Source organism: uncultured Sphaerochaeta sp., from assembly GCF_963676625.2.
Taxonomy (GTDB): domain Bacteria; phylum Spirochaetota; class Spirochaetia; order Sphaerochaetales; family Sphaerochaetaceae; genus Sphaerochaeta.
In genome coordinates, this window is record NZ_CAXXYB010000014.1 from 40,228 (window position 1) to 57,814 (window position 17,587).

At 40.5% G+C, this 17,587-nt stretch carries 16 protein-coding genes; 9 read left to right on the forward strand and 7 right to left on the reverse strand.

Annotation, left to right across the window (positions count from 1 at the left end):
* Nucleotides 1-62: 62 nt before the first annotated feature.
* Nucleotides 63-1,700 (forward strand): ATP-binding cassette domain-containing protein, encoded by a 1,638-nt coding sequence (locus ACHZBG_RS17695; RefSeq protein WP_320130790.1) that lies wholly within the window; start codon nucleotides 63-65, stop codon nucleotides 1,698-1,700.
* A gap of 12 nt (nucleotides 1,701-1,712) precedes the next feature.
* A complete protein-coding gene (locus ACHZBG_RS17700; RefSeq protein ID WP_320130791.1) occupies nucleotides 1,713-2,474 on the forward strand; it encodes a type III pantothenate kinase in 762 nt (253 codons plus the stop codon).
* On the opposite strand, the gene ACHZBG_RS17705 is transcribed toward ACHZBG_RS17700, so the two are convergent.
* The 6 genes from ACHZBG_RS17705 to ACHZBG_RS17730 form a co-directional block, all read right to left on the reverse strand.
* Nucleotides 2,471-3,694, reverse strand: coding sequence for an aminopeptidase (locus ACHZBG_RS17705; RefSeq protein WP_320130792.1), 1,224 nt, complete (start codon nucleotides 3,692-3,694; stop codon nucleotides 2,471-2,473). The genes ACHZBG_RS17700 and ACHZBG_RS17705 overlap by 4 nt on opposite strands.
* An 11-nt stretch (nucleotides 3,695-3,705) precedes the next feature.
* Entirely contained in the window at nucleotides 3,706-4,893 is a 1,188-nt protein-coding gene (locus ACHZBG_RS17710) for an aminopeptidase (protein ID WP_320130793.1), read from the reverse strand.
* Between the two features lie 121 nt (nucleotides 4,894-5,014).
* Nucleotides 5,015-5,908: a TRC40/GET3/ArsA family transport-energizing ATPase gene (locus tag ACHZBG_RS17715; protein WP_320130794.1), complete on the reverse strand. Its 894-nt coding sequence runs from the start codon at nucleotides 5,906-5,908 to the stop codon at nucleotides 5,015-5,017.
* Nucleotides 5,908-6,195 carry a hypothetical protein gene (locus ACHZBG_RS17720; protein ID WP_320130795.1) on the reverse strand — a complete coding sequence of 96 codons (288 nt, stop codon included), beginning with the start codon at nucleotides 6,193-6,195 and terminating at the stop codon, nucleotides 5,908-5,910. Before ACHZBG_RS17720 ends, ACHZBG_RS17715 begins: the two co-directional genes overlap by 1 nt.
* The gene (locus tag ACHZBG_RS17725; protein WP_320130796.1) at nucleotides 6,182-6,637 is read right to left on the reverse strand and encodes a hypothetical protein; all 456 of its coding nucleotides are present in this window, start codon (nucleotides 6,635-6,637) and stop codon (nucleotides 6,182-6,184) included. The genes ACHZBG_RS17720 and ACHZBG_RS17725 overlap by 14 nt, the downstream gene beginning before the upstream one ends.
* An 81-nt stretch (nucleotides 6,638-6,718) precedes the next feature.
* On the reverse strand, nucleotides 6,719-8,467 hold the full coding sequence (locus ACHZBG_RS17730; protein ID WP_320130797.1) for a carbon starvation protein A: 1,749 nt from the start codon (nucleotides 8,465-8,467) through the stop codon (nucleotides 6,719-6,721).
* Between the two features lie 352 nt (nucleotides 8,468-8,819).
* Here ACHZBG_RS17730 and ACHZBG_RS17735 point away from each other — a divergent pair, with 352 nt between their 5' ends.
* Nucleotides 8,820-9,065: a CDGSH iron-sulfur domain-containing protein gene (locus ACHZBG_RS17735; RefSeq protein ID WP_320130798.1), complete on the forward strand. Its 246-nt coding sequence runs from the start codon at nucleotides 8,820-8,822 to the stop codon at nucleotides 9,063-9,065.
* Between the two features lie 367 nt (nucleotides 9,066-9,432).
* Nucleotides 9,433-10,698: a condensation domain-containing protein gene (locus tag ACHZBG_RS17740; RefSeq protein WP_320130799.1), complete on the forward strand. Its 1,266-nt coding sequence runs from the start codon at nucleotides 9,433-9,435 to the stop codon at nucleotides 10,696-10,698.
* Nucleotides 10,699-11,034: 336 nt separating this feature from the next.
* On the opposite strand, the gene ACHZBG_RS17745 is transcribed toward ACHZBG_RS17740, so the two are convergent.
* Nucleotides 11,035-11,754, reverse strand: coding sequence for a hypothetical protein (locus ACHZBG_RS17745; protein WP_320130800.1), 720 nt, complete (start codon nucleotides 11,752-11,754; stop codon nucleotides 11,035-11,037).
* Between the two features lie 738 nt (nucleotides 11,755-12,492).
* Between ACHZBG_RS17745 and ACHZBG_RS17750 the strand changes: the two genes are divergently transcribed.
* The 5 genes from ACHZBG_RS17750 (at nucleotide 12,493) to ACHZBG_RS17770 (ending at nucleotide 17,584) form a co-directional block, all read left to right on the forward strand.
* The gene (locus ACHZBG_RS17750; RefSeq protein ID WP_320130801.1) at nucleotides 12,493-15,063 is read left to right on the forward strand and encodes an AAA family ATPase; all 2,571 of its coding nucleotides are present in this window, start codon (nucleotides 12,493-12,495) and stop codon (nucleotides 15,061-15,063) included.
* Nucleotides 15,047-15,640 (forward strand): hypothetical protein, encoded by a 594-nt coding sequence (locus ACHZBG_RS17755; protein WP_320130802.1) that lies wholly within the window; start codon nucleotides 15,047-15,049, stop codon nucleotides 15,638-15,640. Before ACHZBG_RS17750 ends, ACHZBG_RS17755 begins: the two co-directional genes overlap by 17 nt.
* 330 nt (nucleotides 15,641-15,970) lie before the next feature.
* A complete protein-coding gene (locus tag ACHZBG_RS17760; RefSeq protein ID WP_320130803.1) occupies nucleotides 15,971-16,177 on the forward strand; it encodes a helix-turn-helix domain-containing protein in 207 nt (68 codons plus the stop codon).
* Nucleotides 16,158-17,303 (forward strand): hypothetical protein, encoded by a 1,146-nt coding sequence (locus tag ACHZBG_RS17765; RefSeq protein WP_320130804.1) that lies wholly within the window; start codon nucleotides 16,158-16,160, stop codon nucleotides 17,301-17,303. Before ACHZBG_RS17760 ends, ACHZBG_RS17765 begins: the two co-directional genes overlap by 20 nt.
* Nucleotides 17,303-17,584: a hypothetical protein gene (locus ACHZBG_RS17770; RefSeq protein WP_320130805.1), complete on the forward strand. Its 282-nt coding sequence runs from the start codon at nucleotides 17,303-17,305 to the stop codon at nucleotides 17,582-17,584. The genes ACHZBG_RS17765 and ACHZBG_RS17770 overlap by 1 nt, the downstream gene beginning before the upstream one ends.
* Nucleotides 17,585-17,587 lie beyond the last annotated feature (3 nt).

The following is a 17,587-nucleotide window of genomic DNA, read 5'->3' on the forward strand; positions in this document are numbered from 1 at the left end:
GGGGCAACCTTGTAGGTTGCTCTTTTTTTTAGCTATACTGAGATATAAGGAATAATTGCGATATGATTACTGCTTCAAACATTGGTCTTTCTTACGGAACGCAAGTTCTGTTCAAAGAAGTTAACATTAAATTCACGCCCGGGAACTGTTATGGTATTATCGGAGCGAATGGTGCAGGTAAATCTACGTTCCTGAAAATTCTCTCTGGGGAAATTGAGTCTGACACTGGTGAAGTGATCATTTCTTCGGGGCAACGTATGGCTGTATTGAGACAGGACCATTTTGCCTTCAATGAGTATTCTGTTCTTGAGACCGTTGTCATGGGGTATGAAGAACTCTACTCGGTCATGAAGGAACGTGACACGATTTATGCAAAAGAAGATTTCACGGAAGCCGATGGCCTCAGGGCCGCTGAGTTGGAAGGCGATTTTGCCGATATGGGTGGCTGGGAAGCTGAAGCCCAAGCCGCGCAGATGCTTGATGGCTTGGGAATCTTGACTGATCTTCAAAACAAGAAAATGTCAGAGGTTGAAGATAACGTAAAGGTCCGTGTACTTTTGGCCCAGGCTCTCTTCGGGAACCCTGATATCCTGCTTCTTGACGAACCGACCAATCACCTTGATTTGGAATCCATTCATTGGCTTGAGGATTTCTTGGAAAATTTCAATAACACGGTTATTGTCGTAAGCCATGACAGGCACTTCCTTAACTGTGTCTGTACCCATATTGCCGATATCGATTTTTGCAAGATACAACTATTTGTCGGAAACTATGACTTCTGGTATCTGTCAAGTCAGCTTGCAGCCAAGCAAATGAAGGATAACAAGAAGCGTAGGGAAGAGAAAATTTCGGAATTGAAAGAATTCATCCAGCGATTCTCCTCCAATGTGGCAAAAGCAAAGCAAGCTACCAGTCGAAAGAAATTGATAGATAAATTGACCATTGATGATATAAAGCCGTCCTCCAGGCGTTTCCCCTATATTGCCTTCAAGCCACTTCGAGATTGTGGCCGGAATATCTTGGAAATACGTGGTTTGACGAAAACCATCGAAGGTGTAAAAATTCTTGATAACTTCGATCTTATGGTCAATAGTGGTGACAAAATTGCCTTTGTAGGCCCTGATCATTATGCCAAGACGGTTTTGTTCGAGATCCTCAGTGGAAATATGGAACCAGATGAAGGGACCTTTACCTGGGGCGTGACTACAAGTTTGGCCTATTTCCCGAAGAACAATGCTAGTCTCTTTACAGAACATGTTTCCATAACCGACTGGTTGCGGACCTATAGCGAAGACAAGGATGATACCAATGTGCGCTCCTTTTTGGGAAGAATGCTATTTTCCGGGGACGAGGCTCTCAAGGATTGTACTGTCCTTTCCGGTGGTGAGAAGGTTCGTTGTGTTCTCTCACGCATGATGCTCCAACAAGCAAACTGTATGATTTTTGACGAGCCTACCAGCCATCTTGACCTTGAATCAATCAGTGCCCTCAATGATGGTCTCATTGATTTTACAGGTGTATTATTGTTCAATAGTCATGACCATCAGTTTGTCGATACCATAGCCAACAGAATAGTCGAGTTCACTCCCGGTGGCACGATTGACAGGATGATAACGTTCGAGGATTATTTCAATGATGACACCATAAAAGCATTACGTGATGAGAAATACACAACTGCCAGTCATACCGTTGCCCTGTAGGGAGGTGCTTGAATGCTTTTTGCCGTAGATATTGGGAATACAAACATCGTAATCGCCGTTCATGATGGAAAGAACTGGGTGCAGTCTTTTCGTATCTACAGTGATCAGCGGAAAACCTCCGATGAATATTTTGTAGTGCTTGAGAGCCTATTTTCTCATTCGCAATTGCATACCAAGGATATCGACAGGGCAATCATCAGCTCCGTTGTGCCCAATTTGACCAGGGCAATACAGAAAAATGTCGTCCGTATGTTCGGTATTCAGCCGCTGATGGTGGACCGATTTGTCAAGACCGGGCTAAAGAATGAAACGATTCCCCCAGAACTCGGGGCGGATTTGATTTGCAATCTTTCCCAGGCACATTATCTGCATCCTGACAGTGCCGTGGTCGTCATTGACTTCGGGACTGCCCTTACTTTCAGCATCGTCGATGTGGATGGATCTGTACCGGGGGCTTCCATAGCTCCTGGGTTGGTAACTGCAGTGAATGCCTTGTTTGGCAATACTGCCCAATTGCCGCAGGTCGAACTGAAGATTCCCTCTTCAGTTATCGGAAGAAATAGTCAGGATTCGATTCGTAGTGGTATCATGTTCGGGTATGCCGGGATGGTAACTTCAATAATTTCCCAGACCGAGCTGGAATTGGGGCGAGAGGTGTATGTAATATCCACCGGAGGCTTGAGCAGTACAATAGCTCCGCTCATCTCGCGCGTTAACCAGGTTTCCCCGATGCACACGCTCGATGGGCTGAAGCTAATTTCCGATTTGAACTAAAACGTAAGCAATCCGCTTTTCATTATTTGGATTTCCTTGCCTTCGCGGGTTGTAGCGATGATATCCATCTCTTTCGACCCTACCATGAAATCAACATGCATCAAGGAAGTATTGCATCCGAAGGAATGCAATTCTTCTTCGGTGGAGAGTTCTTCCCCATTGGTCAGGCACGAAGGATAGGCATCACCCAGCGCAATATGGCAAGATGCATTCTCGTCAAGCAGGATGGAATCAAAAATCAATCCGCTTTTTGCAATTGGGTTTGATTCATCCACCAGGGCACATTCCCCTATACGCTTGGTTCCCTCATCTATTGAAAAGAAAGAATCCATCACATCCTGGCCGACCTTTGCACGGTAATCGACGACATATCCATCCTTGAATTCCAATCTGATCTCTTCTGTCCTGGTATTGAGCACCGAAACGGGACGGGTAGTGGTGATGTATCCGTTTGCCCTGTTCCTGTCAGGAGTGGTAAACAGCTCTTCACTCGGGAGGTTTGGGAAAAAGGACCTGGAGTCAGGAAGTTTCTCGGAGCCTCCGATAAAACGGGAATGAGTATCGAAACCAATGGTAAAGTCAGTAACCGGGCTTTTATAATGCAGGCTGTCGATATGCAGCTCATTGAGCTTTTTCTGGCGTTCCTTGATCTTTTTGTCATGCTCATCCCAGGCTGCGATAGGATCTTTTCTGTCCAAAAGCAGAATGGGTTTGAGGACTTCAAACATATCATCGGTTGTTGCCTCATCTCCAAGTACTTGCCTGGCCCATAAAGGCCCCGGGGCGCAACATACGCACCAGGGAAGTTGGTGACGCATCAATTTATCGAAACGAGTTGCCGAGAACTGACGTTTGGCCTTGCCCAGGATTTGATTCTTCTCATTGTCCAAGTGAGCATGGTCTAGTCGGTCCTCTGTGCTGTCAATGCGAATATATCCCCAACCTTCCGAACACATTTCATAATCGAAATTCTTCATGAAGGTAGGATTTTGTTTCAGCTGTTCTTCATCCTGGTTATCAAGCCTTGCTGCAAGTACATCCAGGTCATCAAGAAATATCTGTGTATGCAATGCTCCTGCCCTGTAGGCAGCCTTTGACAATGCTCTGGCAAAGTAATACGTTCCTGGCCCGGTCATTATAGCCAGGCTCTTGTTTTTCTGCAGATTGATCCCTCGTCTTACGACAAGGTCAGCATAGGTATCTATAAGTTTGGTATCCATTCTATATTCTCCTAATCTATGAAAACACCTTCTTCCATCAAAAGGGTCTCGTTACCTTCCTTGTCCCTGGCTTGCACCGAAAGGCTGTTGCTTCCAACCGGAACTTCAAGTCGAACCAAGGAAAGGGAGAGCCTCGAGGCCTCGATTGCCTCACTTGAGTTCTGGGTAGTAAGGGTTGCGAGATTGAATCCACCGAATACGATATGACTGGTCATGGCCTTGTTGAAGTGAACATGCACTCCTTTTTCAAGGTAACGACTTTCCAAGGTATCATCGTCAGCCAAGGAGAGTTCCGCCACTTGCCTCGATCCCTCATCAATTGAAAAGAAAGCATCAAGGGCTTCTTTTCCCTTGACGGCAGTGTAACTGGTCACTTTCCCGCCCTCAATGGTAAACATAGCTTCTTCAACAGTCTTTCCAAGCAAGAGGAAAGGACGGGAACTGGAAATTGTCCCTTCAGTCTTGGTGCACTCAAGGGATGTGAATACTTGTTGCATAGGAAGGGCCGGAATGAACTTTCTGCCGGAAGAGACTGTGTGCATCCCTCCTGCCCAGAGGGTATCCCTGGCCATATTTGTCGTGATCGTCCAACCTGATCCGGTGACAGTAAGGGCCAAGGGTCCGAGTTTGTTGAGCTTTTGTTTGCGGAAATGCAATACATTGGCTTGGCTATCCCAGAAAACAGGACCATTGTCATCTTCAAGCCTGAATAATGTTGCGAACAGATTCCACATTTCCGTTTCAGTGGCTGTTGAACCAAGGAGCTGCATGGCCCATTCCGGTCCAGGAAGGGGTAAATTGGCCCAAGGCACTGCGATGCGTCGATCCAGAAAGACTGGTTCGCTGAGCAAGCCAAAAGAGCCCAGAAGCCCTACATTGTTTGCCAGGGAGCTTGGTTCTTCTTCTCCGCGATAGGGAGTGTCATCCAATCCAAAAAGATGGCACATTACAAAACCTTTGGTTTCTGGCCGGAATATTTCCGGTTCAACCGGGTCTATCTGTAGGACCTGTACGACTTTGCCATGATTGGTTTCCACGATATTTACTACCTGAAGGGTCATTTCGCAAGCTACTTTTGCAAGAAGCCTGGCGAATTCCATGAATGTTCCTTCGGTATTGATGGAAAGGGAATCACCCCTCTCCAATTTAAGCTGTGTCGATAGTATAAGACGGGCATAACGCCTCAATATAGTTTCCATCGGTCCTCCGGCGGATAGTATAACAAATTACTGACTGGAAGGCATCAGGTTACCCATTTTGAAAGGAAAAAACGAGGAATCATTTCTTGGTGGTTGCCGTTTGTATTTAAATAATGGGAAACTATTGGAATATTGAGATCTTTTTACTAAACATTCCCAAGTTTTCCACTCCCTGAAGCAGATTGTTTTCCAAGGGTACCAGTTCAATGGAAGCCTCGGAAAATGAGGTTGAGATGAGTCTTGCCCGTTCTGTAAGGCCCGTACTCTTATTGATGATAACCTTGCTGATCTTGATTTCGAGTATCTTCAGTTGTTTCTGTATCATGAGGCTTTCTGCAAAGCTCAACTCATCTTCGTTCATTACCAGCACGATCTCGGTAAAGGCCGTATCCTGCAGTTTCTCGTTCAATGCAGTATACCGTTCTTGCATATGCAGGAGCCTACGATAAATAGGATCCTCCTCCAGGGTATTGAGGTTTTCCTTGCGAATGTTTGCAACGCAATTTTTCTTTTGTACTATTTCTTCTCGCATGTTCATCAACTGCGTGACCCAATGGAGGTTGATACTCGGCAAAGCCAAGGTTTTGAGAGTCAGGGCCGTAGGAGGGGTATCGATGATGATTTCATCGAATTTCTTCTCCTTGAAACATTTTTCCAGAACCAAGAGGGATGCATACTCTTCCATGCCAGGGGCAAACTTCAGGATGTTAAAATACTTATCTATGTTCAGGGCTTGTTGATAATGATACAGTCCCTTCAATTCCTGTTGAGTGGAAGCCATATATTCGCGGCTTTGTTTCTCAAGGTCAAATTCCTTGACTGCAAGGTTTGGCAATACTCTTGTCTGCCTTGGACTGAGTTTCCTTTCAAATAGGTCATGAAGATTATGGGCAGGATCCATGGATACCAATTGGATATCCTTCTTTGTATCCTGGGCAAACCTCAGGGCTTCCAAGGAGGAACAAGTGGATTTCCCTACACCTCCTTTACCGATGAATATATGCAAATGTGCCATTAGGGTTCTCCCATTATACTTGCCAGTTCGCTCAGTCCATTTCCCGTTTGGGAAGCCCTAAGCAACATCCTATCCAAATCCTCAGCCATGAAAGGCAATAGATCAAAGGCCAAGGGCATCGGCGGGGAGGGCAATCCAACAAAATTTCCGAACAACATCAAGGTAAAGGAGTTTTCCATTTCCTTGATTTCGTATTCTATCTGTGCCGTTGCCTTGTACATTGAAGCTGTATGAATGCCAGCAAGGAATTCTCCAAGGGCTTTTGCAAGTTGTTTAATCTTTGTCATCATGTACCCCAAAACTGCTCAATTCCTTTTTGTAGGATTCCTTGGAGGGAAAAATGGAATATATTCCATAGATTCCTACAAGGACAGTCAAATAGAGATGATAGGTATAAATGGGAATATAGTAGGAAACGAGCATGAATAGTTCGCCGATACACACTGAAATGATGCATGCGAGTTCCATATGGATAAATTTTTTGGAGTCCAGTCCCTTGGTCTTGGTGCTTTTCTGAAAAAAACCGGTTCTAAGCAGGATGGGAATTGCAACACAGAATAGTGTCGTTCCCATCAAGCCTATGATAGAACTAAGCCGACTGGCACCAGGACCTCTATGCAGGGATGGAAAAAACCGATGTACAACGAACACAAAAAGGAATCCTGCCAAGGAGAAGCCAATGGCAAGATATCCCTTTATCTTAATTTTTTGAAATATTCTTTCATTCATTTTTTCCATCCGTTGATAGGTTCTCGATTTCGGAAAACAGGACAATCAGAAGCGATTGTCCTGTTCCCCGTAAGAAAAGAATTAGGCCTTGGCCGGTTTTGGTACAGCTGTCTCTGGTTTCCTGAACAATGCCAAGAAACTTTCAAAAGCGACAAACAGGACGATCAGTATGATGATCAGGTTGATGGTACCAAGCAAAATCTTTCCTGTGCCAACATAGGTAACCTCGTTGCTTATCAAAGCCCAGGTAGTCATGAACATCATGAAACAACCCGGAAGGAAGGTTACAAGATACTTCAAGCCTCCATTGCGTTTGAGGTACACGGAAGCGGTGAACAAGGCCAGGGCAGCCAGTGCTTGGTTGTTTGCCCCGAATAACGGCCAAAGGGCCAAGGCTCCCGTACCATCGACTCCGGTTGAGAAAGCCAGGATTCCCGCAGCAAGCAAGGCAATGATCGTAGCCCCGTATTTGTTGGTAAAGAAATTTTTCTTATCGGAAGCCCCAACACGGTTTGCTCCCAGTAATTCCTGGATGACGTACCGCTGGAGACGAGCCGTGGTGTCCAAGGAAGTTCCTGCAAAGGAAGCTACAAAGACTCCCATGATGATCAAGCCAAGTGATTTGGGAATTCCGATGTACGTAATCATGTTGGCTGAGCCTTCCACAAAGGCTCCTACCTTTGCACCCAACCCGGCGGCTGTGCTCCAGGAAGCATAGTGCTCGGTCCATTTTGCCAAACCTGTAATGGATGTGGTATCTCCTCGTGCTGCAAGGCCAATTCCGGCTGTAGCTGCAATGATGACCAACACGGAAAGGGCTCCTTCCATTAGCATGGAACCGTAGCCTACGAATTTTGCATCCTCTTCATGCGCAACTTGTTTTGCTGTCGTTCCAGAGGCTACCACGGCATGGAATCCTGAAATGGCTCCACATGCAATTGTTATGAACAGGAACGGCCACAGAGAAGGGGCCCCGCTCGGATGGGCCTGTACGGTAGGGGAAACGAAATGCAACCCACTGAAGGCTGCTACGATGATACCCAAAATAAGAACGGCCATTGCAACAAATAATTCCCAGGCATTGATATAATCCCTTGGTTGCAACAATGTCGTTACCGGTAAGGTGGAAGCGATAAAGGCATAGATGAACAATATGATTGTCCAGGTTCCTGTAGCCGGCATGCTCCCGATAGCTGGCATATCCAAGGGTATCCAGTGTCCGAGCACTACGGTGATATACATAGCCACTACGGCTAGGGCAGTAACTTTTGTTACATTGGCATTTCGTTTGTAAATTGCCCAGCCCAAGGTTACGGCAATGGGGATCTCCATCCAGACAGGGAATACTGCCTGAGGATACATATGGAAGATGACTGCGATGATCATGCCCAGAATTGCAAGGAATAACCACAATTCAATGAATACGATAAGAAAGAAAACATAGCGAATCCTTTTGCTTACGTATTGGGCAGAAATCTCGGAAATTGATCTTCCTTGGTTTCTCAAGGACATGACCAAGGCCGAGAAATCGTGCACGGCTCCCATGACAATAGAGCCTACGAAAACCCAGATCAAGGCAGGCAACCACCCCCAGATTACGGCTATGGCCGGGCCTACTATCGGTCCTGTTCCGGCAATCGAGGTAAAATGGTGCCCGAAGATGATTCCTTTCTTTGTCGGCACATAGTCGACACCATCTTCGAATTCTTCTGCAGGGGTCTTGTTCTTGTTTGAAATCTGGAAAATCTTTTTCCCGATAAACTCACCGTATAGTTTGTATGCGATGATATAGCCGACAAAAGCCAATACCATAATCAATACAACATCCATAACGTGTCCCTCCTTAAAAAATTACTTGAACCATCTTTTATTAAACACCCTATAGTTTTCGTTGTCAAAGTTTAATTTATACTTATAGCTGTAAATAAATAGCTACAGGCTTTATCAGAATGCAGGAATTACTGCAACGATGTATCTGATCGAATATTTTTTTCTTCCCTGATAAATTATCCGAAAATTAGAAAGTGGTTCAGAAAGCAAATGATCAAGAAAATTCCTGAAAAGGGAGTGTTCTCCGGTTTAAAAGGCAAGTCCTTCAAGATGAAAGGTTGATTGACTCTTCTGACCAAAGGAATATACTTGAATCAAGGAAAATAGTACGTGTTTTCTGAAGGAGAAATTAATGGAAGAGCCAAAAATTGCACAGAAAGGACCTTTTGCCGTTGAACTCAAGGCAGGCAAAAGTTACCATTGGTGTGCATGTGGACGAAGTAAGAACCAACCGTTTTGCGATGGTTCCCATCATGGCACAGAATTTACTCCAGTAGCCTTTACTGCTGAAAAAACCGGCACTGCTTATCTTTGCGGATGCAAACACACAAAGACACCACCTTTCTGTGATGGTACTCATAAGACCTTGGATAAATAAAATAAATCCAAGAATACTGTCGCTGTTGCCTCATCGATGAAGCAGCAGCCTTTTTTATGCTGGAAAAGTTACATTGAAAACCAATATGGAATGAAGGGAACCAGCCAATCTGCTTAACAGATGACCTTTTTCTTTATCAGTTACCGGGATTTCTTTACTTTCACTGTTTGAATCATATAATAAAACAAGGCTGAAAAAATCTGGATACGGTTTTGTCTTGCAACTGACAATTTGGATAAAAAGGAATGATTTGCTTTTAATTAGCACGTTTTATCATTGTTCATGTGCTTTTTGTGACAGTTGGACAAATGCAGGATATGTGGCAACACCTTCGGACAAAGCAAGAATGAATAGGGGGTTCTGAATTATGGAAAGCGAAATCCTGTTTGAACGTACGCATCTTTTTTCTCCAAGCATAAATGTAGCTGTAATGATCGACATCAAGGGGAGAGTGGATTTTATTGCCTTGGAAATGGCAATAGCAAAGGCTGTATCGGCCAACGAAATACTTCATTCGCGAATTCAACTTGATGCCGAGGGGCGAGCTTTCTATTGCCCGATGAGCAAAGGGAGATATTCATTTTGTGTTTCCGAAGAATCCTGGGAAACTGTCGTTGTCCAACAATCCAAAATTAGCTTTGATCTTGAATCGGGGGAATTGATTCGTTTCTTTGCACTACCGGGAAAAGAAACTATACGTCTGGTAATCATTGCCCATCACCTTGCAGGAGATGGACTTTCAATAGTCTTTTTGGTAGAGGACATCATGAAGTCCCTTGCAGGAAAAACCCTTGAAGAAAAACCAATATGTTTGCTTTCTCCTTCTTCTCTTGAAAATGTTCGATTTGCTTCTCCCCTGATTCGATTCATGCTCAATGTCCTGAATCGCAAATGGGAACAGACTGGTAAGGTGTTTTCGTTTTCTGATTACCGGAGAATGTTCAATCACTATTGGGTCGATCGGCAACTAAAGGTTTTATGTCATACCATACAGGCGGAAGTCCTTGGGAAGCTAGTGAAATATTCCAAGGAATGGCATCTTACCCTTAATAGCATTCTTGCTACCATTTGTTTCAAGGCGGAAGGAAAGGCAATGGCACTCGGAATGGCCGCCAGTGTCCGTCCTGAAGGGTACAGAGGAATGGGAAACTATGCTTCAGGTATTACAATTAAATATTGCTACCATTATAAAAAAAGTTTTCATGAGAATGCTTTGGCAGTTCAGAAGCAGATTCAGGCAAAAACAGGTGATAAAGGGAAGTTGTATTTCCTTTTGCGATTTCTGCAAGCCTTGAGCCCGACTTTGGTCGATGCGGCATATTTTGCTGCTTACGATGGCTATTCCAACAAGACCGCAAGTAGGATGCAAGCAATGTTCGGTTATAAAGGCAAACCCAGACAGGTAGGCCTTTCCAACTTGATGCGTATTCCCATTGAAGAGAAGTATGGTCCTTACCATCTTTCCTCTTTTTGTTTCGTTCCTCCGTTGGTACCCAATAACAGCAAGATTCTCGGGATTGCAACGCTAGGAACCAAATTGGAACTTTCCCTGGCGGTAGGAGAGGGAGAAGCTCTTGCCCCTGGGAAAGCCTTCTTCGATCGTGTTATTCAGGAACTGACGGAAATTCAATAACCAAGATTCTTGGATGCATCATATCACAAACATTGTTCCCTAATTATTGGACTTAGCCATTGTCTTGATGCCAATTTGATATAAATCAAGCATTGTAAAATCAAATAAAAACCTACACGCTAAAGTGTAGGCTTTATAAATAGTTATAAATAATTAATTTAGTTTTAAGCGCCTTGCGGGAGTCAAACCGGTTTCTTCAGCTTGGGAAAAGCCCCATACGGTTAATCAGATTTTATCAGAAACTATCTGGAAAGAGCCAATATACTGGATGGAATTTTCATGTTGATAGGACCTATGTGGTTTGATGCTCGTGTATCTAATTATCGTATTTACCGTCTAGAAGTCAGGCCTAAACACTTCTTTGTTCCTGACAGCCTCCAAAATGTGCCTTGCTCCTTGGTCATCCTTAAGATTGATCCTCAGAATCTTTCTTGCCAGTAATGCTGCTTCATCAAAATCGCCATTCTTCCAATACCAGCAGGAAAGAGCAAGTAGTGCACGCAGATATGGTCTGTTGTTGCTAAAGAACCAAGGAAACTGTGCTGTTTCATCTACAGGGAAATTCTGCTCTGCAATGTATGTCGCTCCACTGAAACAATTGAAAGCACCCTTAAACCTTTCAGTTGAATTAAAATTCATCATTCCCATCTGGACAAGGGCATCTATGCACTGTGGATAATGCTCCCATAACCTGGCTAGGGCATCGTACCCTCTTTTGGGGTCCATTCTCAGTGCCTCAGATATTGGATCTCTGCCGGGAGTATAGAATCCATAGCCTGAATAATCCTTGAATACATACCTATTTCTTTCAATATTCTCATATTCAAGGGGAGGAACATCGAGGTTTGCAAGAATTAACTCATGTTTGAGCAACTTTCCTGATACATAGGAATTCTTTTTGAATATCCATTCTTTCTCAACCTCAACGGTGATAGTTTCAAGTTCAAATGTCTCGAAGTCGATGTCGCTCTTCAATGACACTATATTTCCCGTTTCCAGTTCTCTTGTACGGTAACCCATATTATTGAGCTTCAGAACAATATATTGCTTTTCCATCCATATCCTCTATTGGGCAATCCTTACCTTGATCTCTGATTTCGTCAAGCTACAAACGCGTGATGTTGGAAAAGAGTCCCCAATTCCCTCAAAGAAAGGTGTTTTCCATAAAAAGCTGGCATACAATTCTATCACTGATCTTTTGACAACATCCCGCAAGAAAATGATTTGAGCCAATCATTTGCGATGTTGTTATGATGCAAGTCAAACAATGTGAAATCAAATAAAAACCTACACGCTGAAGTGTAGGTTTTGTAAATAGTTGTAAATAAATGATTTAATTTTTAAGCGCCTTGCGGGAGTCGAACCCGTTTCTTCAGCTTGGAAGGAGCCCCATACGGTTTATCAGATTTTATCATAAACTATCATAACTAACTAATTAATAAGGAATTAAAAAATTCTGTTTTGTCAGTGTTTATCAACGTTTATCAAGTAAAATTGATGTATATTCCCCTTTTTGATGCATTTTTGGATGTTTTTTCAAAAATCTTTTTATAAAGCGCTCAACGAGGAAGAACGGGGTAGGAAAAATAGTGAGAATTTAACATCAAAAAATTCTTCTGATGTTATAATACTGTGCTAACAAAAAGAAGATAAAAAGATTCAATTTAAAAATATTAATCAAAAAATAGGCTAATTGTGAAATAACTATGCTAAAATATTAGAAATACATAGGCATGATATATCACCTTAAAGTTATAAAATAGTGATTTCTAGAAAATTAAATCGAGGATTAAAATGACAGATAAATTAGAAACTCTAGAAAACGATATAAAAGAATTTGTATCAGAATTACCTTATTGGGCAAAGTATTTATCAGAGATAATCCTTGCTGGAAGAAGGATTGAAAAAGATGATATTGATAAAACATATGAATATCTAAAGGAATCCTTAGGGCTGTGTGATTTTGTAGAAAAGAAGGAATTAAGAATAGAATACAAACTTTCACAAGAAAGAAAATATAATTCTGACTTATATTTAGCAAAACTAGAAAATATTGAAGGAGTAAATGCTCTAAGAAACAATCAGATACTTGAATTTAATCCGAAATTAACGATTATTTATGGAAGAAATGGATCAGGAAAATCTGGATATACTAGATTGTTGAAACAGGCTTTTCATTCAAAATATCAAGAAGATATATTACCTAATATAAAAAATAACAACATAACTTGTGCAACGAATGCAAAATTTACATTTCAAATCGATAAAGAAGAAAAATCTTTAATGTTTACAGAAAATTCTCAACCAGAATTTGATCAATTTGTTGTTTTTGATGATAAAGGTATCGATCAGCAACTATCAAATAAGAATGAATTTGGATTCCATCCTGCAGGATTGCACTATTTTGCGGAATTGACGAAAGCCGTTTCCGAAATAGAAGAATATAAGAACCAAGAAGTAAATTCCAAAAGACGTGAAAATAGCTTTCCTGTCTTGTTTGAAGGTGAATCTGAGATTAAAACATTTGTAGAAAAATTATCAGAAAAGACTAAAGATGAAGATGTACAAAAATACGCATTATATACAGGAGAGGATAAACAGAGAAAGGAAAATCTGCAAAATGAATACGATAGAAAAAAACTTGAAAATCAAGGGAAAGAGAATGAAATCATAAAGATCAAAAAAATAATTGACTATATAAAAACTGCAAGAATGAAAATTGGTTTGTTGAACGATTATTTCAATTCCGATAAACAGAAAACTATAAGTAAAAGTATTGAAGATTGTGTTAAAAAAGAAGAAGAAGCAAAAGCAGAAGGTTTAGAGAAATTAGAAGCATATGGTATAAAAGAGTTGGGTACTAAAGAGTGGAAGGCTTTTATATTATCTGCAGAAGAGTTTGCAAAAAAAGAAAATTCAAGTGGACAAAAATTTCCTGAAAATGGAGATATTTGTCCATATTGTAGACAACCTTTGTCAGGCGTAGCAATAAAATTAATTGAAAGTTATAAATTATTTATTCAATCCCATAAAGAAGAAAATGCAAAACAAGCGAGACAAAATTTAGAACACTTAAAACAAAATACTATAGATCAAAATTTTAATATTTTTCCTAAACAAGATGTTTTAACTGAATGGATGTTGGAAAATAGAAAAGAAGGTTTTGAATCGCTGCAAAGGCATATAGATAATTTAAAAGAATTTTCAAATAGAATTATCGATAATATAAACAATAAATTAATATTTTCTTCTATAAATATTGTTATAGATGATATTGAATTAGTAAATGTTGTTAAGGAATTGGATGCAAAAATAGTGAATCTTTCAAGTGACAAATTGAATTCTGAAATGAAAGACTTGAAATCGGGATTAACTTATCTAATACATAAAGAAAAGTTTAACTCTCTATATGAATTATTAAAAAATTATGTTGAAGATTTGAAATGGATAAACAGAATTGAAAGTACAAATTTTCTTAAAACAAAAACTAAAATAACTAAGACTGAACGAAATCTATCTGAAAAATATTATGGTCAAAAATATATTAAACAATTCAATGAAGAATGCGAAATCCTAAATGGAAATTTTGGTATTGATATTAATCAAACTGGTAATAAAGGAAAAACATTACGCCAATTAAGAATGAAAGATCATGATCCTAAAGCAATACTTAGCGAGGGCGAGAAAAAAATCATTGCTCTTGCTGATTTCTTTTCAGAAATATATCTTTCAGAAATTAATAAAGGAATTATTTTCGATGATCCAGTTACTTCCTTAGATGCATATAGAAAAGAAGAAATTGCAAATAGGATAGTTAAAGAGGTGGACACTAAACAGGTAATAATATTTACCCACGATTTGTCTTTTATGTATTTATTAATTAAAAACATCGCAAATCAAGAATTAGTGACTTGCCATTGGATCGAGGAAATTGATGGGGTTCCTGGATATGTCCATTTAAATAATACTCCTTCATATGAAGCAGGGTTCCAAAAACTAACTAAAGTCCAACAATATTATGAATTAGCGATAAAATGTGAATCTCCTGAAATGAGGGAAGCCTTTATCGAAAATGGATTTGCTGCTTTACGAACTTGTTATGAAGTTTTAGTTTCACATGATTTATTAAACGGGGTAGTTCTCCGATTCGATGAGCAAATAAGAATTGGAAACTTATCTAAAGTCTACATAGATTATGAAATTGTACAACAGATACAAAGTGCTCACGATACATGTTGTAGATTTATGATAGGGCATTCTCATAGCGATTTATATCAATGTAAAAAACCTGAGACTAAGGATCTTTTAAATTCGATGGAACAGTACAAATTAATAAAGAGGAAGATACATGAGAATAGAAGGTAAAGGGAAAATACTGGAAGCCGAGAATTCAATTAAAGAGACGACCAATAAATGCGTTAAGATGCTCTTAGAGAAAGAAAAAGAAATAATTATTAATACGATTGGAGAGAGAACCTTAGCTCATAAATTAGCGGAATACTTACAACAAGAAGAATTGTTTTTGGAAGCAAATGTTGATGTAGAGTATAACAGAAATTATGAAAAAGGAGTGCGTCAACCCAAATATTTGAATATCATAAAAGATGAGTATGAAAGGATGTTGAAAGAAGAACACGAGAAAGCAGATATAAAAAGGTTGGAAATGTTTTTTTCTGAAGTTGCCACATATCCCGATATTATAGTTCATAGAAGACTCGTAAATAGTGATAATATTCTAGTAGTCGAAATGAAAAAATCCAATAATTCAGGAGATTGGAAACTAGATCATAAAAAGCTAATGGGTTTTACCACAAGAAAAGATGAAGGTGGGTACGATTATTTCCTAGGATTACATCTTGTCATTGATGTAGAAAAAGTGAATGCGAAATTACAATGGTATAAAGATGGTGCAAAGGATGGTCAGCCTTATGTGCTTTGCTAACAAGCGAACAACAAGCCATTTATAATATAGAAAAATACATTTTTTGAAAAGTTATATAAAAACAATACAACTATAACAATATATATAGAAAAGAAATAAAAAATAGTTCACAAAATTAGTCTCAAATTTTGAGACACTTTCAAAAACGCACCTATAATAATGACAACACTTGATAAGAAGTGAAAAACATTATTAGAAAAGCATCGGCTCCGATAGTTGGCGCTACCGAAGCCGAGTAGGTGCTAAGAGCACTTGTTGTATGTCGATGGATACAAGATACGACAAGTTGAAAACTTTGGCAACCCTCACGCTTTTCGAGGGAGTTCAGAAATGAACAAATTATTAACGGTTGAAGAAGCGGTTGCGTTTCTTCAAGTCAGCAAGCCTACCATGTATAGGCTCACGTCGCAAAAGAAGATTCCCTTCTACAAGATAGGCGGTAGCGTGCGTTTCAGTGAAGCGCATCTTATTGCTTGGTTGGATAGGCATGGAGTAGTGCCGATGGAGGGCTTTGAAAATGATCGTGAAGCAATATGATCTTTTTGAAGATAGTGATGCCAAGAAGGATATGGAATCGGTGGATGAAAAATCCACTGGTTTATCTATTATTCCATATCTCGCCGTTTCAGGCGAAAGGAAAGAACAAATACCTTTTGTTCAAAAACCATCAACTTCATGGAAGGGACTGAATGCTGAGCAAATATACTTGCTCAAGAATGAAGAGAAATATAGTTTCAGGCAAGTAGCGGAACGATTTGAGCAACGCAACGGATTTCCCATTGAATGGCATCAATTGGAACTCAGAAGCATTGCCTATCGGGAAAGGGGAGAGATCACCTATATTGCCGAGATCACTCCAAATATGCTGACTATTAAAAAGAAGATGTATCTGCCTCCTGCCAATAAGGCATACAACAGGAGTACGATAACAAATTATTCGATGAAAAGTCGTAAACGATTCTTTGAGGCATTGCTTACCATGGACTGGGAACTGATACCAGTGGATACGATACGGGAATTGACTCTTACGTATCCAGCTATCTATCCCAAGGATGGCATAGTGCTTAAATCACAATTCGATGCCTTTGCAAAAAGACTGAAAAGATTTGGGCAGGAATACGGCCAGATAGCCTTTGCATGGAAACTGGAATTTCAGAAAAGGGGTGCGCCTCATTTTCATCTGATAATAATTACCAGATTTCCCGTTCCCGTGGAAAACCTACGTTCATGGGCCTTGGCCTCATGGCCTGATTTGGTGGCAAAGTGGATCACCTCGCTGGATCAATACACCAAAGAAGAAAAATTGCTTGCAATTACAAGTCATAAGAAAGCTGGTATCGAAGCTGACAAGGTCAGAAAGGCAAAGCAAGGATTGGTCTGTTATTTAGCATGGTATATTGGAAAGGAGAAAGGAAAAGCAAAGGAACATCAACATGTCGTTCCCTCTGAATTCCAGAATGTCGGTCGTTGGTGGGGTTTCTATGGCAAGAATACTGGGCTGTTGCACTTCAAGAAGAAAATGGCAGCGCTTACTGAAGAACAATTCTTGGATTTGGAAAACAGGATCAAAAAAACATGGGAAACAAACGGAAAACATTACAAGGCTAGGGAAGAAAAGATAAGCCTGTACAGTTTTGTTGGTAATGATAAGGAGATAGCATAATGAAATTAGTTGATATTGAAATACAGAAGAAAGACGGGACAATCATTTCGGACATAAAAGCAGAAATACAAGGTGGTGGAACAGTGGCTGTTTTGTATGATCTCACGGTACCTGTAAAAATGGGGGATTACGTGCTTACCAAAAAGTCCAGTGGCCGAAAGGGTAAACAATTGGTAGTAAATGCCTTTATTGATGAAATGATGGGTAGCATGGACTTTTTCAATGATACGGAAACCTCCGTCAAGGCAAAAGTATTGTTCCTGCATGGATATGAAAAGTGAAAC

What these genes read in the sequence shown, in the direction of transcription:
- ACHZBG_RS17695 (WP_320130790.1), top strand. Translation starts at nt 63, where the DNA reads ATGATTACTGCTTCAAACATTGGTCTTTCTTACGGAACGCAAGTTCTG.
- ACHZBG_RS17700 (WP_320130791.1), top strand. Translation starts at nt 1,713, where the DNA reads ATGCTTTTTGCCGTAGATATTGGGAATACAAACATCGTAATCGCCGTT.
- ACHZBG_RS17705 (WP_320130792.1), bottom strand. Translation starts at nt 3,694, where the DNA reads ATGGATACCAAACTTATAGATACCTATGCTGACCTTGTCGTAAGACGA.
- ACHZBG_RS17710 (WP_320130793.1), bottom strand. Translation starts at nt 4,893, where the DNA reads ATGGAAACTATATTGAGGCGTTATGCCCGTCTTATACTATCGACACAG.
- ACHZBG_RS17715 (WP_320130794.1), bottom strand. Translation starts at nt 5,908, where the DNA reads ATGGCACATTTGCATATATTCATCGGTAAAGGAGGTGTAGGGAAATCC.
- ACHZBG_RS17720 (WP_320130795.1), bottom strand. Translation starts at nt 6,195, where the DNA reads ATGACAAAGATTAAACAACTTGCAAAAGCCCTTGGAGAATTCCTTGCT.
- ACHZBG_RS17725 (WP_320130796.1), bottom strand. Translation starts at nt 6,637, where the DNA reads ATGAATGAAAGAATATTTCAAAAAATTAAGATAAAGGGATATCTTGCC.
- ACHZBG_RS17730 (WP_320130797.1), bottom strand. Translation starts at nt 8,467, where the DNA reads ATGGATGTTGTATTGATTATGGTATTGGCTTTTGTCGGCTATATCATC.
- ACHZBG_RS17735 (WP_320130798.1), top strand. Translation starts at nt 8,820, where the DNA reads ATGGAAGAGCCAAAAATTGCACAGAAAGGACCTTTTGCCGTTGAACTC.
- ACHZBG_RS17740 (WP_320130799.1), top strand. Translation starts at nt 9,433, where the DNA reads ATGGAAAGCGAAATCCTGTTTGAACGTACGCATCTTTTTTCTCCAAGC.
- ACHZBG_RS17745 (WP_320130800.1), bottom strand. Translation starts at nt 11,754, where the DNA reads ATGGAAAAGCAATATATTGTTCTGAAGCTCAATAATATGGGTTACCGT.
- ACHZBG_RS17750 (WP_320130801.1), top strand. Translation starts at nt 12,493, where the DNA reads ATGACAGATAAATTAGAAACTCTAGAAAACGATATAAAAGAATTTGTA.
- ACHZBG_RS17755 (WP_320130802.1), top strand. Translation starts at nt 15,047, where the DNA reads ATGAGAATAGAAGGTAAAGGGAAAATACTGGAAGCCGAGAATTCAATT.
- ACHZBG_RS17760 (WP_320130803.1), top strand. Translation starts at nt 15,971, where the DNA reads ATGAACAAATTATTAACGGTTGAAGAAGCGGTTGCGTTTCTTCAAGTC.
- ACHZBG_RS17765 (WP_320130804.1), top strand. Translation starts at nt 16,158, where the DNA reads ATGATCGTGAAGCAATATGATCTTTTTGAAGATAGTGATGCCAAGAAG.
- ACHZBG_RS17770 (WP_320130805.1), top strand. Translation starts at nt 17,303, where the DNA reads ATGAAATTAGTTGATATTGAAATACAGAAGAAAGACGGGACAATCATT.